Origin of the sequence: Pseudomonas sp. WMBT8 (assembly GCF_050916005.1) — a bacterium.
In the GTDB taxonomy this organism is placed as follows: Bacteria; Pseudomonadota; Gammaproteobacteria; order Pseudomonadales; family Pseudomonadaceae; genus Aquipseudomonas.
In genome coordinates this window covers 1,903,528-1,919,913 of record NZ_CP188096.1, presented here as the reverse complement: position 1 = coordinate 1,919,913, position 16,386 = coordinate 1,903,528, and the positions used below count along the sequence as shown (strand labels likewise).

Here is a 16,386-nt window from a genome sequence, read left to right as displayed (position 1 = left end):
GAGTTAAGCCTTTGTGTTCACCGAAAACGACGTACACGCTATGGGGATCCATGCTACGTTTGGCCAAACCGCCAAACAAACGATGGATTTTGCAGGAAAATGATTAGAGAAACTTATCAGCATGCTTAAACACTGGCCGCCCCTGGGGGCACTGCGCGGCTTCGAAGCGGCGGCGCGGCTGGGCAGTTTTCACAAGGCTGCCAACGAACTGCACCTGACCCAATCGGCCATCAGCCAACAGATCCGCAGCCTCGAAGCGTACCTGGAACAGCCGCTGTTCTTTCGCAACGGGCGCAGCGTCGCCCTGACCGATGCCGGCCATGATTTCCTCAGCACCACCCAGGCCCTGTTGCAACAGTTGTCAGTGGGCGTACGCCGGCTGGGGCAGTACCGCAAGGCCAATCAACTGGTGCTCAACACCACGCCCGCCTTTGCCCGCCACTGGCTGTTGCCGCGCCTGGCCGACTTCCGCCGACACCACCCGGACGTGGATTTGTGGCTGTTCAGCACCGACGAAGTACCCGACATGGCCACCCAGACCATCGACCTCGCCGTGCGTGACGACATCAGCGCCCAGGCCGAGTGCAGCTTCAAAGTGCTGCACACCGACCGTCTATATCCCGCCGCGCACCCCAGCGTACTGGCCCTGCCCCGCGAGCAACGCACGACCCTGCATGGCGAGCGGGAAATGGACTGGAGCCATTGGGCGGTGGAAGCCGGGATCGACGTGGGCCAGCAGGACCAGGGCCTGAACTTCTCCGACCCCGGCCTGCTGCTGGACGCAGCCTGCGGTGGCCTGGGCATCGCACTGGTCAGCCAGTTACTGAGCCAGCACGCGCGGGACAACGGCCTGCTGCAACCTTTGGTCGACGCGACCATTCGCGGCCCCAACTGGGCCTTGCTGACCCACCGCGACAGCGAAAACGACCCACTGGCGCGCAGCTTCAGCCAGTGGTTGCTGGACAACCTGGCGCAGGGTGCCCCGACATGAGTCAAGGACTGGAAGACATCCTGGCCGAGCGGCTGGCCGTGATTTTTTGCGGGATCAATCCGGGCCTGCTGGCAGCCGCCCAGGGCCATCATTTTGCCGGACGCAGCAACCGCTTCTGGCGCACCTTGCACCTGGCTGGGTTTACCCCACATCAAGTTCAGCCCGAGAATGATCGGACAATCTTGCAGTACCACTGCGGGCTGACGACCGTCGTGGAACGGCCAACGGCGCGGGCCGATCAGTTGTCCCAGGATGAATTCAAGGCGGCGGCCGAGGGCTTTGAAAACAAAATCCGCCAGTATGCACCGCGCTATGTGGCGTTCCTGGGCAAGGCGGGTTATTGCGCGTTGTCGGGGCAACGCGAGGTGGCGTGGGGGCTGCAACCGCGGACGTTGGGGGATGCTGCGGTGTGGGTGCTGCCCAATCCCAGCGGGCGGAATCTGGCGTTTACGTTGGAGCAGTTGGTGGCAGCGTATGGGCGGCTCTGTTTGGCAGCATTCCCTGGAAGGCGCGCAGTTTGCGCCCGTTCAGATAGCGACATGCTGGGTGGCAGCAACGACAGCACATAAGCCATACGCTACGCACTCCCCAGGTTCACGATCAACGTAAACGGCGAGTCGCTGAACTCAAACACCAGATAAAAGGTGCCAAAGGAACCGCGCATATCCTGCTGGAAATCACACAAATCGATTGACTTATCCTTTTCAATCAGTAAGATACGCCGCATTCCGCGATAGCTCAGTTGGTAGAGCAAATGACTGTTAATCATTGGGTCCCTGGTTCGAGTCCAGGTCGTGGAGCCATATCTCAATCGGGTCACCCAAGCTGGTGATCCAGGCATAGCCTGATCTACGCGTCGTCTCTGATTCTTCACTTTAGAGACCATCGCCATGAAAATCGCTGCAGTACTCTCAACAAAAGGCGGACCGAGGAAAACCACGGTCACAGCCAGTCTAGGCGCGTTCTGTGCCGACTCAAGTCTTCACACCCACCTCATTGATCTGGACAACCGGCCTTCGTCGTCATCTTTTATACGATCACGCATGAGGCCCGTTAGTATGTTTAACCCATGGTTACTCAAAACCATAATGCCTATTCACAACCTATCTGCGGCACGTCCCCCCCAAAAAAATACTCATCATGGCAACGATACCTACTTCCCGCGTAATGCCTGTATTCCAGAGCCTCTAGCTTAGTAAATCCGGACAGTATCCATAAGCCGAGCGCACTAAAGTTAAAGCCTTTATCTCAAGATTATGTTTAAAAAGCTCTGTTTGGTTTTGCCTCACCTTCCAAGAAATAGGTGTTAGCAATTTCCTGCATTCACTCCTGATTTTTCATTCCCATTGGTAAGCAATTTCTGCCAAAGCTTTAGGAGTTTTCCAAGGTCACACCTAGAGAACATGAGCACCAAAATTTCTATGCTCTGAACGCGAGCAGGAAATTTGGCATCAGGCTTGGCTCGAAGCCAAATCTGTGAAACGGTCACAATGCCCAAGCCCAGCCTTAGTTCGACATCGCTCGCAGCCTGACACTGACGGAGATGTGAAATGAAAGGTTCTACAGATAGCCAGAATCCCGGTGAGCAATTACTCACCACCGCTCAGCCCTTCCATATGTTCTCGGGAGTCCACCAAAGGAAATATTTACTGCAGGTTCAACCCGGCACTCCGGTTATTGATGCAATGAACACTTCAAGCTGCCTACTGGGCTCCGCTGAACGCCTGCTTGACCATCTGATTGACGGTGAACTGGGCGCTTATGAAATCTATGCGATCCGCTTCCTGATCGAAGCCAGCAAAGCGTTACTGGACTCAGCAACCCACGATGTCGAATTTGGTAATCGCCGCGCAGGTGCCCAATGATTTGCATGCCAAAAGCCGAACGCCTCATGTTTGCCGCTCAGGGTTTAAATGCCCTCACAGAGGTGCTGATCAACGACTTGATTCTCGAAGACATAACCAAAGCACCTGGTGCGATTCGCCAGCAACACATGGAAGGCTATCTGCGCGCAATACAGTGCCTGGGTCTGGAACTGGAGGAGGCTGTCACCGATGCCTGGGAGAACGCAAACAACCCCACATACATCTGCGAAGAAGACAGTAAGCAGGCCTGGAAAGAATCAATAGGAGCGTCTGATACCACCTCGACGCTCACCTGGGTGCATAAAGTCGTGAGAAAGCCTGCACTACAGGAGGCAGGTCAATGAGCAGCCCTCTGAATACCATCATTTCCATCACCGATGAGACGTTGAGCGCCTTGGAGGATGCATATCAAACGCTCAAATCAGCTGAAACCGCATTCAAGGCGTTGAAACTGACAACCGATGAACACTCGGATGCTCACCACATGGCGCGCATGGGAGAGCTGTTCTGCATGGATCAAGCAAACGGTATTGATTGCATGCATGAAGATTTTGAAAACCGGTTCACCGCGGCACTTGTCGAGGATTTGAAACAGCAACGAAATGGTGCATCGCCTGAAGCATACGGAGGGCGCCCATGAAGTAAGTAGACAAGATCCCCTACCGTTTGGAATGCCAATTATTGACCATCAATCAGTTGGCAAAAGTACTCACAAATAATTTGGGACACAACGGCTGCGCTGATCCAGCACAAATCGACATTCATGGAGAGGACGCTATTTTCTCAGCGATCACCTTCCTCAGTGAATTAGCTCACAACGATTTATGTGACTTTCTCAACTCTCTGGAGCGCACACCATGAAAACACTGTCGATAAACGCGCTCCTTCCCTGCATGCTGGAAGAGTTCTCAACGCTAGCACTCAACCCCAAAGCAGTACCTACCGAAGAGCAGGCTGAAAGACTTAAAACCCTTCAAAGAGGCGCTGAGAACTCAGCGCTTGCTGCGGAGTTGGGAGTCAGCGCGATAGGTGCCGCACTTGGTATCTGCGCTGACGAGTTGGGCGAGGTACACATTTGCAACCTGGGGTGGCTTCTCGAGCTGCTGGGAGACCTGTCCGGCACCGCGAGACATATCGAGCATGAGGCGATTTACTATTTGAGGAGAGAAACAGTGCTGCAATAAACCTCCCTAGGATGTCGACGAAACGATCCTTTTCGGGTTCGTTTCGTCAGTTGACACGCAGAAGATCTACACTTTGAACGATCTCGAGCCCTAGGGATGAGTTTCTTGCCGCAAGCCTTAGCAAATGCACGGATCATGCCCCCTGAGCTTATTTGGGTCAACGTATCCAGGAGGAGTCAAAATCTTGCAGTTATGGCAAAATGCTATGCAGGTGGAAAAGAATAGTATTATCTTCTCCCGGCTGCCCGCATGTCATCAAAACGTTACTCGCTCCCCACTGAAGATAGCTTCAAAAAATACGAGCGAAAAGACTACGCCATGGTTGACGTCGGCGACAAAGAACGTGACCTGCGAGTTGAGGATTCGACAGCACTTACCCATTAAAAATTAGATAACCTCAAATCAGGCATTTATCATGGAAGACTTTCTGCAAAAAATCTGGCACGCAAAAACCTGGTTTATCGCCACGCTAATTTTAACATACTGCCTAAGTGGAATTTCTTCCAGCTTATCGGAAATACGTAAAACAGCTAAAAACCAACTAGACCACTCCATACTATTAGATGACACCGGCCCCGAACAAAAGCTTCAACTTAAAATCATTGACCTGTACAAAGAGAGCCACACCGATCTAGGGCCTATATTACTTTATTACAAATCACTCGAAAACAAAGAACACATCAACAAAGAAGAGCAGAGCACTGGTAGAAATTACGCTACTAAAACCGTTGAAAAACTGCGCATCAATTACGCCTCATCGGCAGGAATCAGACTCGCGTGCAGCGAGTGTCGATCCTTACACAAAGAGTTGCTTTCCGGAATGAGTTTAACCACCGAAGTAGCAATAGGCTTCAGTGATTTTTTTGAAAATCCAAACTCAAAAAATGCCAAGCTAAAACTCTCAAATATTTATAACGAAAATCTGAACAAGAATTACAGCATCGCCAGCACTGTCATTCCGGCATTTTCTAGACAGCTAAAAATAGAAATAATAGAAATTGAAAAAAACATAGTCGACTTACACCACCTAAATTTTATTGCTTACGAAATTCTGATTTACGCTCTTTACATCTTAGCTTTCACGATCACCGCCATATGGAAATATACACAATTCAAACTGAAAAACACCAGAACGACAAACCAAAAACTACTTCCTTGACCACTATTTAATATGCGCATAACTCACCACCACAAAACATCATACTTACATTTAGCCTACCAAATAAAAAATATTGAAATTTAGCATCAACAGCCTTTATCGATACGGCCTGTTCAAAGCCATCTCACTCAACCTACAAAAATGCAGGAACCGTCCGACTGGATCATCAAAGCGCTTAAGTCGAATATTTCGCCGGTAGCGCTGTCGTCGAAGCTCTCGTCGATCGAGTGCAACACCCCTCACGGTGACAGGACCTGCCGTCCGGTGGGGTTCTACGTCACTTGCCAGCCGCAGGAGACACGATGAAAATCTCGCTTGCCCTATATGACGCACTGACCTCCATCAGCGTGCCAAACAACAAAGCCAAAGCAGCCGTTAATGCTTGGGAGGACGATGTGAAAAATTTCGCATCAAAGGCTGACTTAGAACGCACCGAATCCCATCTTGAGGGTTCGATCGCAACATTACGTACCGACCTGACCGCAGTGATCAAAGACCAAGGCGCGTCCATCAGAGAGCAGGGCGTGGAGCTACGCGCACTGGTTGAAAGTCAGGCGAGTCAATTTCAAGGGGCTATTTCAAAGCTGGAGTCGGGCATGACCCTGCTGCGCTGGCAGTTCTGGCTTCTGGTCATCTGCTTTGGGTTTCCTATCATCAAAAACCTTTACGAGATTTACGGGAATGTCATTTCCTCCTGACTCATTGCTTTACCATCCCAGCCAACATTAACCCACCAAGACCTACCCATTCGACAAGGAGTCGGACTACGTGAAAAAACTGCATGACCATCCCTTTTTCAAACCGCGCCACCCCATCACTCCCCTGACGCCGGAAACACCCAAGCTATCTTTAGGTACGCTGCTCTCACTGGCAGCCGTGGTGATCTCGATTGCCGCCGCGTCGATTTCCTTCTGGCAACTGGACCTGATGCGTGAGCACAACCGACTGTCCGTACGGCCCTACCTGATGATCACTCCGCATTTAACGGCACAAAAAAGCGGCCTGTACCTGTCCAATGAAGGGATTGGGCCGGGCATCATCACTGCGTTCAGCATTCGCGTTGGCGATGAACACTTCGATGGGCTGGGGGACAGTCGCTGGCCCGCCGTGCTGGAGAAAGCGCGCTTGAATCCTGAATGTTTCGCCAAAGGCTGGCCCACCAAAGGCTCAGCCGTAAGGCCGGGAAACGACATCGTGATTCTGGAGCCGACTAAAAGCACCCAGTTCGGCCCCTTGTGCCTGCTGCAAATGAGCCTGTTCCTACAAAGGAATGACGTATTTGTGCAGATGGACTACGAGTCACTCTACAAGGAGCCCTTCACCTTTTCTGCGCCCTTGAAAATGAATGAAGCCATGGATATGGGCGCGTTGAGCAAAATATTTCAGTAGCAACCCAACGCGCGCCCATCACGGCAACTGCTCAATAACCCCGTTACTCTTCAGTTGCCCCAACTCCTCACCAGACAACCCCAACCGCCCCGCCAACACCTCATCCGTGTGCTGCCCCAGCATCGGCGCTGGTCGCACGTACTCCACTGGCGTGCCAGACATCTTGATCGGGCTGCCAACCATGGCGAAGTCGGGGTTTTGCGGATGGGGGATCTTCACCATCAAGCCACGGGCAATCACCTGCGGCTCTTCCAGGGATTGCGCGATGTTGTTGATCGCACCCACCGGCACTTTCGAGGCATGGATGCAGCTGACCCACTCATCTGCCGTGCGGCCAAGGAAGTGCGCCGACAGCAGCTCGACGATTTCGGCCCGATGGGCGACACGGTCGGCATTGCGCCGAAAACGCGGGTCGTCCGGCAGGTGTGGCAGACCGATGCTGTGGCACAAGGCGATAAATTGGCTGTCGTTGCCACAGGCGATGATGAAGTCGCGGTCGGCGGCGCGAAACACCTGGTACGGCACGATATTGGCGTGGGCATTGCCAAAGCGCTGGGGCACTTTGCCGGAGGCCAGGTAGTTCATGCTCTGGTTGGCCAGGGTTGCCACTTGCACATCCAGCAGGGCCATATCGATGTGCTGGCCGACGCCGGTGCGTTCGCGGCTGAGCAGCGCGGCCTGGATCGCCACGGTGGAATACAGCCCGGTCATCAGGTCAGAAAATGCCACGCCGACTTTTTGCGGGCCGCCGCCCGGCAAGTCGTCGCGCTCACCGGTAATACTCATCAGGCCGCCAATGCCCTGGATGATGAAGTCGTAGCCGGGCTCTTGCGCACGCGGGCCGGTCTGGCCGAAGCCGGTGATGGAGCAATACACCAGGCGCGGGTTGATCTGGGCCAGTGTCGCGTAGTCCAGGCCGTAGCGCGCCAGGGAACCGGCCTTGTAGTTTTCGATCAGCACATCGGAGCTGGCCGCCAGCGCCCGTACCAGTTCCTGGCCTTCGGTACTGGCCAGGTCGATGGCCACCGACAGCTTGCCGCGGTTGGTGGACTGGTAATACGACGCCTGCCCGGACGACTCGCCGGTGTCGGTCTTCATCCATGGTGGCCCCCAGCCCCGAGTGTCATCGCCGCTCTGCGGGCGCTCGATCTTGATCACTTCCGCGCCGAGGTCCGCCAACACCTGGCCACACCATGGGCCGGCCAATACCCGGCTCAAATCCAGTACACGCAAACCTGTTAATGCACCCATTGTTTTTATTCCTGAAAGTCTGTGTCAGCCGATTGCCGGCTCTGGATGGCGCAAGGAAATCCCCAGCAACGCACGGCGTCTCAGCCAGGGGCTGGGGCGGTAGCGTGGGTCGTGGGTGATCTCGCACAGGCGCTGCAAAATCGTCAAAATCCTGCGGGGCCCGAGGGCGTCGCCCCAAGCCAGCGGGCCATGGGGGTAACCGAGGCCCAGGTGTACCGCCTGATCGATATCCTCGACGCTGGCGATGCGCTGCTGCGCAATGTCGCAGGCCAGGTTGACCACCATCGCCAAGGTACGCTGGGCCACAAAGCCAACACTGTCGCCAATCACCGTCACCCCCACGCCATCCCTGGCGAGCAAGGCGTGGGCAGCGTCACGCATCGGCGCGGCAGTCAGCGGGTTTTGCATCAGGGTGCGATGGCGCGACAGGTCGGGCAGAAGGTCAATGCACAAGGTGCGCGCCGGATCGGTGTGGAACCACTCGCAGGTGGCGGTCGCGTCGCGGCCGTAAGGTGCCAGCAGGCACAACGCAGCGGGCGACGGCTGCGCGCCCGTCTCCAATTGCACGCCGAGGTTGATCAGCAAGGTGCTGAGGCGTTCGTGGTCTTCGGGGTTTTCCGTGGCGATCCACACCGGTGGCAGCGTGGTAATAGTCGGCACCGGCTGCGGCTGTGGGCCGTCGATCCTCTGGCCATTTTCGTAGCGGTAGAAACCCTGGCCGGTCTTGCGTCCCAGGCGCCCACCCACCAGCATCTGCCGGGTCAGGGCCGAGGGTTTGTAGCGCGGCTCCTGGTAGAACTGGTTGTAGATTGATTCCATGACCGGGTGGGAAACGTCCAGGCCGGTGAGGTCCAGCAGCTCCAGCGGCCCCATGCGAAAACCCGCACCGTCGCGCAGGATGCGGTCGATATCGCCCCCCTCGGCAATGCCTTCATCCAGCATCTTCAAGGCTTCGGTGCCGTAGGCACGGCCGGCGTGGTTGACGATAAAACCGGGAGTGTCCTTGGCACGCACGCCACGATGGCCGGTGCGCGCAACAAATCCCAGCAAGGCCTCGCCGACGGCTGGCGCGGTGGCCAGGCCGTCGATGACTTCCACCACGCGCATCAGCGGCACCGGGTTGAAAAAGTGCAGGCCGGCGACTCGCCCAGGATGCTGGCAACCCGCGGCAATCGCCGTGACCGACAGCGATGAGGTGTTGCTGGCGAGGATGCACCCCGGCGTCACGATGGCCTCCAACTGGTGCAGCAGGCCACGCTTGGCATCGAGGTTTTCGACAATGGCCTCAACCACCAGGTCGCAATCGTGCAAGGCGTCAAGGCTGGTGGCCACGTGCAGGTTGTGCAACGCGCTGTCCGTGGCCGCCTGGGTGAGCTTGCCCTTGCCGACCAGCTTGGCGAAGGTCGCGTCGAGGCTGTCGCGAGCCGCCTGCGCCGCGCCATCGCGGACGTCGAACAAGCGCACGCGCACGCCGGCCTGGGCGGCAATCTGCGCGATGCCAGCGCCCATGACGCCAGTGCCCACCAGGCCCATGATGTTGATCGAATCGGCCATGGTTATTCCCCGAGGTAGTTGGGTGTGCGTTTCTCGAAGAACGCCGCGGCGCCCTCCTTCTGATCCGCAGAATCGAACAGCAATTGGAACGCCTTGCGCTCCAGTACCAGGGCGCTTTCCAGCGGCAGGTCGGCGCCCGCAAGCATCACTTCCTTGATCTGCTCCACCGCCAGCGGCGGCAGCGCGGCGATCTGCGCCGCCAGCTCCAGGGCTCGTGGCAAGGTCTGGTCGTCGGCCACCACCTCACTAAGCATGCCCATGGCCAGGGCTTCGGGGGCCTTGACCATGCAGCCAGTCAGGGCAATACGCATGGCCTGGAATTTTCCCACCGCACGCACCAGGCGTTGTGTGCCGCCGGCACCCGGCATCAGGCCGAGCTTGACCTCAGGTTGGGCAAAACGCGCCGATTCGCCGGCCACGATCATGTCGCAATGCATCGCCAACTCGCAGCCACCGCCCAGGGCAAAGCCGTTGACCGCAGCGATCACCGGTTTCGGGCAACGGCTGATCGCTTCCCACAGGTACTCGGTGTGTCGGCGATACATCTCGATAGGACTGGCGCTGGCGAACTCCTTGATGTCGGCGCCCGCCACAAAAAACTGCTCGCCACCGGTCAGCACAATGACGCGCACATCCCGGCGCCGGGCCAAGGCACGAAAGTGCCCGGCCAGTTCCTCACGCACCTGGGCGTTAAGGGCATTTTTGACGTCGGGGCGATGGATGCGCACCACGGCAACGCCATTGTCCTGGACGTCGAGGTAGACCACGGGTTGATCAGGATTAGCCACATGTACTCCTGCTGCAATGTTCTTGTTAGTGCGGTCAATGTTAGTTTCGCTATGCGAAATAACATTCCGTATTTAGCCATGATCATAGGTATCGACCCGGCGGGTGTAAATGCAAAAACCGCAACGCCCAATGAAATCTCGATTAACTCATTGTTTATTGAAGGTTAATTAGGAACGCACGGAGAAAACCAATCAGTTGCTTAGTTTCGCACTGCGGAATACAATTTTGTTTTGTTGATTTTATAAAAAAAGAGGGACTACCATGCGCCGCACACCAGAGGCACCTGCAGGCAGCAACGGGTTCGAACATCTGCGGGTGGATCCGATGAATAGCGAGGAGGAGGAAGACAAGGACCGCCAGTTCATCACGGCCCTGGCCCGTGGCCTGGAACTGCTGCGCTGCTTTACCCCCAGCGAAAGCGTGTTGGGTAACCAGGAACTGGCGCGCAAGACCGGCCTGCCCAAGCCGACGATTACCCGCATGACGCACACCCTGACCCGCTTGGGTTACCTCAAGCACCTGCCGCAGTCGGGCCGGTACCAGTTGGATGTGGGGGTGATGGCGTTTGGTTACGCGATGCTTTCCAACCTGTCGGTGCGGGCCGTGGCCCACCCGCTGATGGAAACCATGGCCAAGTACGCCCAGGCCGCCGTCGCAATGGCCACCCGGGACCGCCTGGACATGGTGTACCTGGACGTGGTCCAGGGCGAAGCGAACATGACCATGCGCCGCCAGGTCGGTACGCGCCTGCCGCTGCACTTGAGTTCGGCGGGCCGCGCTTGCCTGGCGGCGATGCCGGAAAACGAGCGTGAGTTCATGCTCGACCATATCCGCCAGCGCCATCTGGAGGATTGGCCGACGATTCGCAAAGGGCTGGAGCGCGCGTTCAGGGACTACACCGACTTCGGCTATTGCATGTCGATCGGGGAATGGCACCGCGATGTCAACGCCATCGCCGTGCCCATGCTGCACGCACAACATGGGCTGTTGACGTTCAACTGTGGCGGGCCGAGTTTCCACCTTTCCCGGGAAAAACTCGAAGACGACATCGGGCCGCGTCTCAAGCACATGGTCAACAACATCGAGGCCGCCGCCCGCTAGACAGATCGGTGCACGGCCTCGGCAGATCAAACAACAGGCCCGCCGAACGGGCCGCCGAGGAATGCACATGATCCGAGACCCGCAAACGCTGCATCTGCTGCTGGATTCCATTCGCCAGTTCGTCAATGAAGCGCTGATCCCACGGGAAAACGAAATCGCCGAGACCGATGAGATCCCGGCGGACATCGTCCAGCAATTCCAGGACATGGGCCTGTTCGGCCTGACCCTGCCCGAAGCCTATGGCGGCCTGGGCGTGACCATGGAAGAAGAAGTCTGCATCGCCTTCGAGCTGGGGCGCACCTCGCCGGCATTCCGTTCCTACTTCGGCACCAATAATGGCATCGGCTCCATCGGCATTCTGCTGGACGGCACCGAGGCGCAGAAACAGCACTACCTGCCCAAGCTGGCCAGTGGCGAGTTGCTCAGTTCGTTCTGCCTGACCGAACCGGACGCAGGCTCCGACGCTGCCTCGCTGAAGACCACCGCCGTGCGTGATGGCGAGCATTACCTGATCAATGGCACCAAGCGCTTTATCACCAATGCGCCCCACGCCGGGATTTTCACGGTGATGGCCCGCACCAACCCGGATATCAAGGGCTCGGGCGGGATCAGCGCGTTTATCGTCGAGCGCAATACGCCGGGGGTGTCCCTGGGCAAGCGCGACCACAAGATGGGCCAGAAAGGCGCCCATACCAGCGACGTGATTTTCGACAATGTGCGGGTCCCCGTCGGGCAACTGATCGGCGGCGTCGAAGGCGTGGGGTTCAAGACCGCGATGAAGGTGCTCGACAAGGGCCGCCTGCATATCGCAGCGGTCAGCGTCGGCGCCGCCGAGCGCATGCTCGACGATGCCCTGCACTACGCCATCGACCGCAAGCAATTCGGCCAGCCGATTGCCGAGTTCCAGTTGATCCAGGCGATGCTCGCCGACAGCAAGGCTGAAATCTACGCGGCCCGCTGCATGGTGCTGGACGCGGCGCGCAAGCGTGACGACGGCCTGAACATCGGCACCGAAGCCTCCTGCGCGAAGATGTTCGCCACCGAGATGTGCGGCCGGGTGGCAGACCGCTGTGTGCAGATCCATGGTGGCGCAGGTTATGTGAGCGAGTATGCGATCGAACGGTTCTATCGCGATGTACGGCTGTTCCGGCTGTATGAGGGTACGACCCAGATCCAGCAGTTGGTGATTGCACGCAACATGATTCGCGAGGCCCAGCACTAACCCCGCCTCTACGGTGGGAGCCGGCAAGCCGGCTCCTACAAACCCCCATAAACCGTGCCCTACAACTACAACAAGGTATCGCTATGGAAGTCGCCGCATCGGCGGGTGCGTTGTCGCCCGCAAAAAACAACCTGTGGATCATTGTTTTCATTTTCTGCTTCCTCGGCCTCTTGATCGATGGCGCAGATTTGATGCTGCTGTCCTACAGTCTCAGCAGCCTGAAAGCCGAGTTCGGCCTGACCAGTGTCGAGGCCGGCAGCCTGGGCAGTTTCACCCTGGCCGGGATGGCGGTCGGCGGGATTTACGGCGGCTGGGCCTGTGACCGCTTTGGCCGGGTCAAGACCGTGGTGTGGAGCATCGTGCTGTTCTCGGTGGGCACCGCGATCCTTGGCCTGACCCACAGCTACTGGCAGTTTGCGGCCACCCGTTTCTTCGCCTCCCTCGGCCTGGGCGCGCTGTATGTCGCCTGCAACACCCTGATGGCCGAATACGTGCCGACCCGCTACCGCACCACCGTGCTTGGCACCTTGCAGGCCGGCTGGTCGGTGGGCTATATCGTCGCGACCTTGTTGGCCGGCTGGATCCTGCCGGACCACGGCTGGCGCTGGCTGTTCTACGTGGCGATCATCCCGGTGATCCTCGCCGTGCTGATGCAACGCCTGGTGCCGGAGCCCCAGGCCTGGCTCAACGCCCAGGCCGAACGCGCGCGGGAAAAAGCCGAAGGCACCCAGCGCGTCTCGGCGAAAAAGCCCGATGGCATGTTCAAGCTGATTTTCAGTGATCCCAAGGCCAGCCGCATGTTCCTGCTCTGGGCGCTGACCGCAGGCTTCCTGCAGTTTGGCTACTACGGGGTCAACAACTGGATGCCCTCCTACCTCGAAGGCGAGTTGGGGATGAACTTCAAGTCGATGACCAGCTACATGGTCGGCACCTACGCGGCAATGATTTTCGGCAAGATCCTCGCCGGCCTCGCGGCCGATCGCCTGGGGCGGCGCGTGGTGTTCGCCTTCGGCGCCTTGGGGACGGCGGTGTTCCTGCCGGTGATCGTGCTGTACCAGAGCCCGGAGAATATCCTTTGGCTGCTGATTGTCTTCGGCTTCCTGTATGGCATTCCCTACGGCGTGAACGCGACCTACATGACCGAGAGTTTCGAGGCGAAATTCCGCGGCTCAGCCGTGGGCGGCGCCTACAACATCGGGAGGATCGGCGCGGCGGTCGCGCCGGCGGCCATTGGCTTCCTGGCGTCCCACGGCTCGATTGGCGTGGGCTTTTTGGTGATGGGCGCGGCGTACTTCATCTGCGGGGTGATCCCGGCGCTGTTCATCCGCGACAAGCAGTTTGACCCGCAAAAACAATAACCCCGCTGTCGGTGCCGGCTTGCCGGCGATAGCGGCGCGTCAGGCCAATACGCTATCGCCGGCAAGCCGGTTTCTCCAATGGGCACTCGCACCAATCCCCCTGGAAAACCTAGCCGTTTTGCCAGTTACTTAAACGTTTTGTTCAAACTATCGTGTACCCCACCAATTTTTGATGGCAGGGCCGGAAATGGAATTCATCGAACAGATCCGCCAGGGCTACGCCGCCTTTCGCGGCTACCAGACCTGGTACCGCGTGACCGGCAATCTCGACAGCGGCAAGACCCCACTGGTCGTCCTCCACGGCGGCCCCGGTGGCACCCATGACTACCTGGACGCCTTCAAGGACGTGGCCGCCAGTGGGCATGCGGTGATTCACTACGACCAACTGGGCAATGGCCACTCCACCCACCTGCCCCACCAGCCCGCCGGTTTCTGGACGGTTGAGCTGTTTCTCGAAGAGCTGGACAACCTGCTCGACCATCTGCGCATCAGCGACCATTACGCAATCCTTGGGCATGCCTGGGGCGGCAGGCTCGGCAGTGAACACGCGCTTCGCCAACCCCGGGGCTTGCGCGCCTTGATCGCCGCCAACCTGGCGGCCGGCTTCGATGACCAACCCTTGTGCCGGATCAACCCGTGGCCCGAAGAAGTGGCACGTACCTTCGCCCAGATGGCGGCCGATCCTACGGTTTACAACGCCCTGCACGGCCCGATCAGCATTGGCCGGCTGACGCAGATCCAAGTGCCAACCCTGATAATTTCCGGGCGGCATGACCAGGCCACACCGCTGGAATTCAAGGCGTTCCTCGATGAAATCGCCGATGTACGCGCAGCGCTGTTTGAAGACTCCAGCCATATGCCCCATGTGGAGGAGCGCCAGCCGTGCATGGGCACGGTGGTGAAGTTTTTGGATGAGGTGTGCTCACCAACGGTCTTCTAAACACCACCAATCAAATGTAGGAGCGATCCGACAAGCCCGCTCCCACATTCAGTTTTTTGCGGTGTTTTGGCTACACCTCGCTGGTTTCAGCCCGCCCCGCCACCGTCGCTTTCTGCAGTGATGCATCCACCAGCGGGATCTCCTTGCCCTCGGCATCAAACAATTTGCCCTTGCTGAAATAATCCCCGTCGCGCAGCGCCGCCACATCCTGGAAGCACAGGCTGCGCTCGGTGCCGGCGACGAACACCGACTGCTGGTCCGAGTTGCCGGCAGTGAAGTGGTTGAACGCCAGGTTCAGCAGGATCGCCATGATCGCCGAGGAACTGATCCCCGAGTGGAAGATGGTCGCGAACCAGCTGGGGAATTGATCGTAGAAGCTCGGCGCGGCGATGGGGATCATGCCGAAACCGATGGAGGTGGCGACGATGATCAGGTTCATGTTGTTACGGTAATCAACCTTGGACAGCGTACGTATCCCACTGGCCGCCACGGTGCCAAACAACACGATCCCGGCGCCGCCCAGCACCGAGGTCGGTACTGCGGCAATCACCCGGCCCATGAAGGGCAGCAGGCCAAGGATCACCAGAAACAGGCCGCCCGTGGCCACCACATAACGACTCTTGACCCCGGTCACCGCCACCAGGCCGACGTTCTGGGCGAAGGCGCTTTGGGTGAACGAACCGAAGATCGGCGCGAACATGCTCGACAGCATGTCGGCACGCAGGCCGTTGCCCAGGCGCTTGGAGTCAACCTTGGTGTCGATGATCTCGCCCACCGCCAGAATGTCCGCCGAGGTTTCCACCAGGGTCACCATGACCACGATGCACATGGACAGGATCGCCGCCACATGGAAGGTCGGCATGCCGAAATGGAACGGCGTAGGGAAGCCGATCATCGGGCCCTGGGTCACGGTAGAGAAGTCCGCCATGCCCAAAAACACCGCGATCAATGTGCCAAACACCATCGCCAGCAGGATCGACAGGCGCGAGATGGTGGCGCTGCCCACTTTGCTCAGCAACAGCACCAGCACCAGGGTGATGGCCGCCAGGCCGATGTTCGGCATGCTGCCAAAATCAGCGGCACGGCTGTTACCGCCCATGGCCCAGCGGGCGGCGACCGGCATCAGCGTCAGGCCGATGGTGGTAATCACGATCCCGGTCACCAGCGGCGGGAAGAACTTGGTAATTCGCGAGAATATCGGGGTAATCAGCAGCCCGATCAGCGACGCGGCCATCACCGCCCCCAGGATCGCCGGCACACCGCCTGCGCCATCGCTGCCGACAATCGCCACCATGGTCGCCACACCGGCAAACGACACCCCTTGCACCAAGGGCAACTGACAGCCAAAAAACGGCAGGCCCAGGGTTTGCAACAGCGTGGCCAGGCCACCGGCAAACAACGACGCGGCGATCAACAGGCCAATATCGGCGGGGGATAGCCCGGCCGCCTGGCCGACAATCAACGGCACGGCCACGATACCGCCGTACATGGTCAGTACATGCTGCAGGCCGTAAGCCATGTTGGCAGCGACGCCAAGATTCTCATCTTCTGGCCGTTGCGGTGACGCCTTCGGGATAGTCATG

At 58.2% G+C, this 16,386-nt stretch carries 19 protein-coding genes and 1 tRNA gene; 16 read left to right on the top strand and 4 right to left on the bottom strand.

Annotated features, from left to right (window positions below):
- The first annotated feature begins 121 nt into the window (after positions 1-121).
- The 12 genes from ACO77H_RS08650 (at position 122) to ACO77H_RS08595 (ending at position 6,588) form a co-directional block, all read left to right on the top strand.
- Positions 122-991, top strand: coding sequence for a LysR substrate-binding domain-containing protein (locus ACO77H_RS08650; protein ID WP_172313117.1), 870 nt, complete (start codon positions 122-124; stop codon positions 989-991).
- Complete coding sequence (gene mug, locus ACO77H_RS08645; RefSeq protein WP_432755282.1) at positions 988-1,560, top strand: G/U mismatch-specific DNA glycosylase; 573 nt, start codon at positions 988-990, stop codon at positions 1,558-1,560. Before ACO77H_RS08650 ends, mug begins: the two co-directional genes overlap by 4 nt.
- Before the next feature lie 158 nt (positions 1,561-1,718).
- A tRNA-Asn gene (locus tag ACO77H_RS08640) sits at positions 1,719-1,794 on the top strand.
- 87 nt (positions 1,795-1,881) lie between these two features.
- Positions 1,882-2,187, top strand: coding sequence for a ParA family protein (locus tag ACO77H_RS08635; protein WP_178123805.1), 306 nt, complete (start codon positions 1,882-1,884; stop codon positions 2,185-2,187).
- 354 nt (positions 2,188-2,541) lie between these two features.
- Positions 2,542-2,856, top strand: a complete 315-nt coding sequence (locus ACO77H_RS08630) for a DUF3077 domain-containing protein (protein WP_170043413.1) — start codon at positions 2,542-2,544, stop codon at positions 2,854-2,856.
- 5 nt (positions 2,857-2,861) lie between these two features.
- Entirely contained in the window at positions 2,862-3,200 is a 339-nt protein-coding gene (locus ACO77H_RS08625) for a hypothetical protein (protein ID WP_432755281.1), read from the top strand.
- A complete protein-coding gene (locus tag ACO77H_RS08620; protein WP_170043411.1) occupies positions 3,197-3,496 on the top strand; it encodes a hypothetical protein in 300 nt (99 codons plus the stop codon). Before ACO77H_RS08625 ends, ACO77H_RS08620 begins: the two co-directional genes overlap by 4 nt.
- Before the next feature lie 41 nt (positions 3,497-3,537).
- Positions 3,538-3,717, top strand: a complete 180-nt coding sequence (locus tag ACO77H_RS08615; RefSeq protein WP_432755280.1) for a hypothetical protein — start codon at positions 3,538-3,540, stop codon at positions 3,715-3,717.
- Entirely contained in the window at positions 3,714-4,040 is a 327-nt protein-coding gene (locus tag ACO77H_RS08610) for a hypothetical protein (RefSeq protein ID WP_170043409.1), read from the top strand. The genes ACO77H_RS08615 and ACO77H_RS08610 overlap by 4 nt, the downstream gene beginning before the upstream one ends.
- Positions 4,041-4,455: 415 nt before the next feature.
- A complete protein-coding gene (locus tag ACO77H_RS08605) occupies positions 4,456-5,199 on the top strand; it encodes a hypothetical protein (protein WP_432755279.1) in 744 nt (247 codons plus the stop codon).
- Between the two features lie 302 nt (positions 5,200-5,501).
- Complete coding sequence (locus ACO77H_RS08600; protein WP_170043407.1) at positions 5,502-5,897, top strand: DUF1640 domain-containing protein; 396 nt, start codon at positions 5,502-5,504, stop codon at positions 5,895-5,897.
- Between the two features lie 70 nt (positions 5,898-5,967).
- Positions 5,968-6,588 (top strand): hypothetical protein, encoded by a 621-nt coding sequence (locus tag ACO77H_RS08595; RefSeq protein ID WP_169953352.1) that lies wholly within the window; start codon positions 5,968-5,970, stop codon positions 6,586-6,588.
- 18 nt (positions 6,589-6,606) lie between these two features.
- Here ACO77H_RS08595 and ACO77H_RS08590 read toward each other — a convergent pair whose 3' ends face one another.
- Genes ACO77H_RS08590 through ACO77H_RS08580 form a run of 3 tightly spaced genes read right to left on the bottom strand, consistent with a single transcriptional unit; the run spans position 6,607 to position 10,181 of the window.
- Positions 6,607-7,839 carry a CaiB/BaiF CoA transferase family protein gene (locus ACO77H_RS08590; protein WP_169953349.1) on the bottom strand — a complete coding sequence of 411 codons (1,233 nt, stop codon included), beginning with the start codon at positions 7,837-7,839 and terminating at the stop codon, positions 6,607-6,609.
- A 24-nt stretch (positions 7,840-7,863) separates the two neighbouring features.
- Entirely contained in the window at positions 7,864-9,393 is a 1,530-nt protein-coding gene (locus tag ACO77H_RS08585; RefSeq protein ID WP_432755278.1) for a 3-hydroxyacyl-CoA dehydrogenase, read from the bottom strand.
- A gap of 2 nt (positions 9,394-9,395) precedes the next feature.
- Positions 9,396-10,181, bottom strand: coding sequence for an enoyl-CoA hydratase-related protein (locus tag ACO77H_RS08580; RefSeq protein WP_169953344.1), 786 nt, complete (start codon positions 10,179-10,181; stop codon positions 9,396-9,398).
- A gap of 262 nt (positions 10,182-10,443) precedes the next feature.
- On the opposite strand from ACO77H_RS08580, the gene ACO77H_RS08575 reads away from it, so the two are divergent.
- From ACO77H_RS08575 to ACO77H_RS08560, 4 genes are all read left to right on the top strand, one after another.
- A complete protein-coding gene (locus ACO77H_RS08575) occupies positions 10,444-11,283 on the top strand; it encodes an IclR family transcriptional regulator (protein ID WP_169953341.1) in 840 nt (279 codons plus the stop codon).
- Positions 11,284-11,350: 67 nt separating this feature from the next.
- Complete coding sequence (locus ACO77H_RS08570) at positions 11,351-12,505, top strand: acyl-CoA dehydrogenase family protein (RefSeq protein ID WP_170057768.1); 1,155 nt, start codon at positions 11,351-11,353, stop codon at positions 12,503-12,505.
- 83 nt (positions 12,506-12,588) lie between these two features.
- Complete coding sequence (locus ACO77H_RS08565; protein ID WP_170043403.1) at positions 12,589-13,863, top strand: MFS transporter; 1,275 nt, start codon at positions 12,589-12,591, stop codon at positions 13,861-13,863.
- 187 nt (positions 13,864-14,050) lie between these two features.
- The gene (locus ACO77H_RS08560) at positions 14,051-14,803 is read left to right on the top strand and encodes an alpha/beta fold hydrolase (protein ID WP_169953333.1); all 753 of its coding nucleotides are present in this window, start codon (positions 14,051-14,053) and stop codon (positions 14,801-14,803) included.
- 70 nt (positions 14,804-14,873) lie between these two features.
- Here the strand turns inward: ACO77H_RS08560 and ACO77H_RS08555 are convergent, their stop codons facing one another.
- Positions 14,874-16,385 (bottom strand): nucleobase:cation symporter-2 family protein, encoded by a 1,512-nt coding sequence (locus ACO77H_RS08555; RefSeq protein ID WP_169953331.1) that lies wholly within the window; start codon positions 16,383-16,385, stop codon positions 14,874-14,876.
- Position 16,386 lies beyond the last annotated feature (1 nt).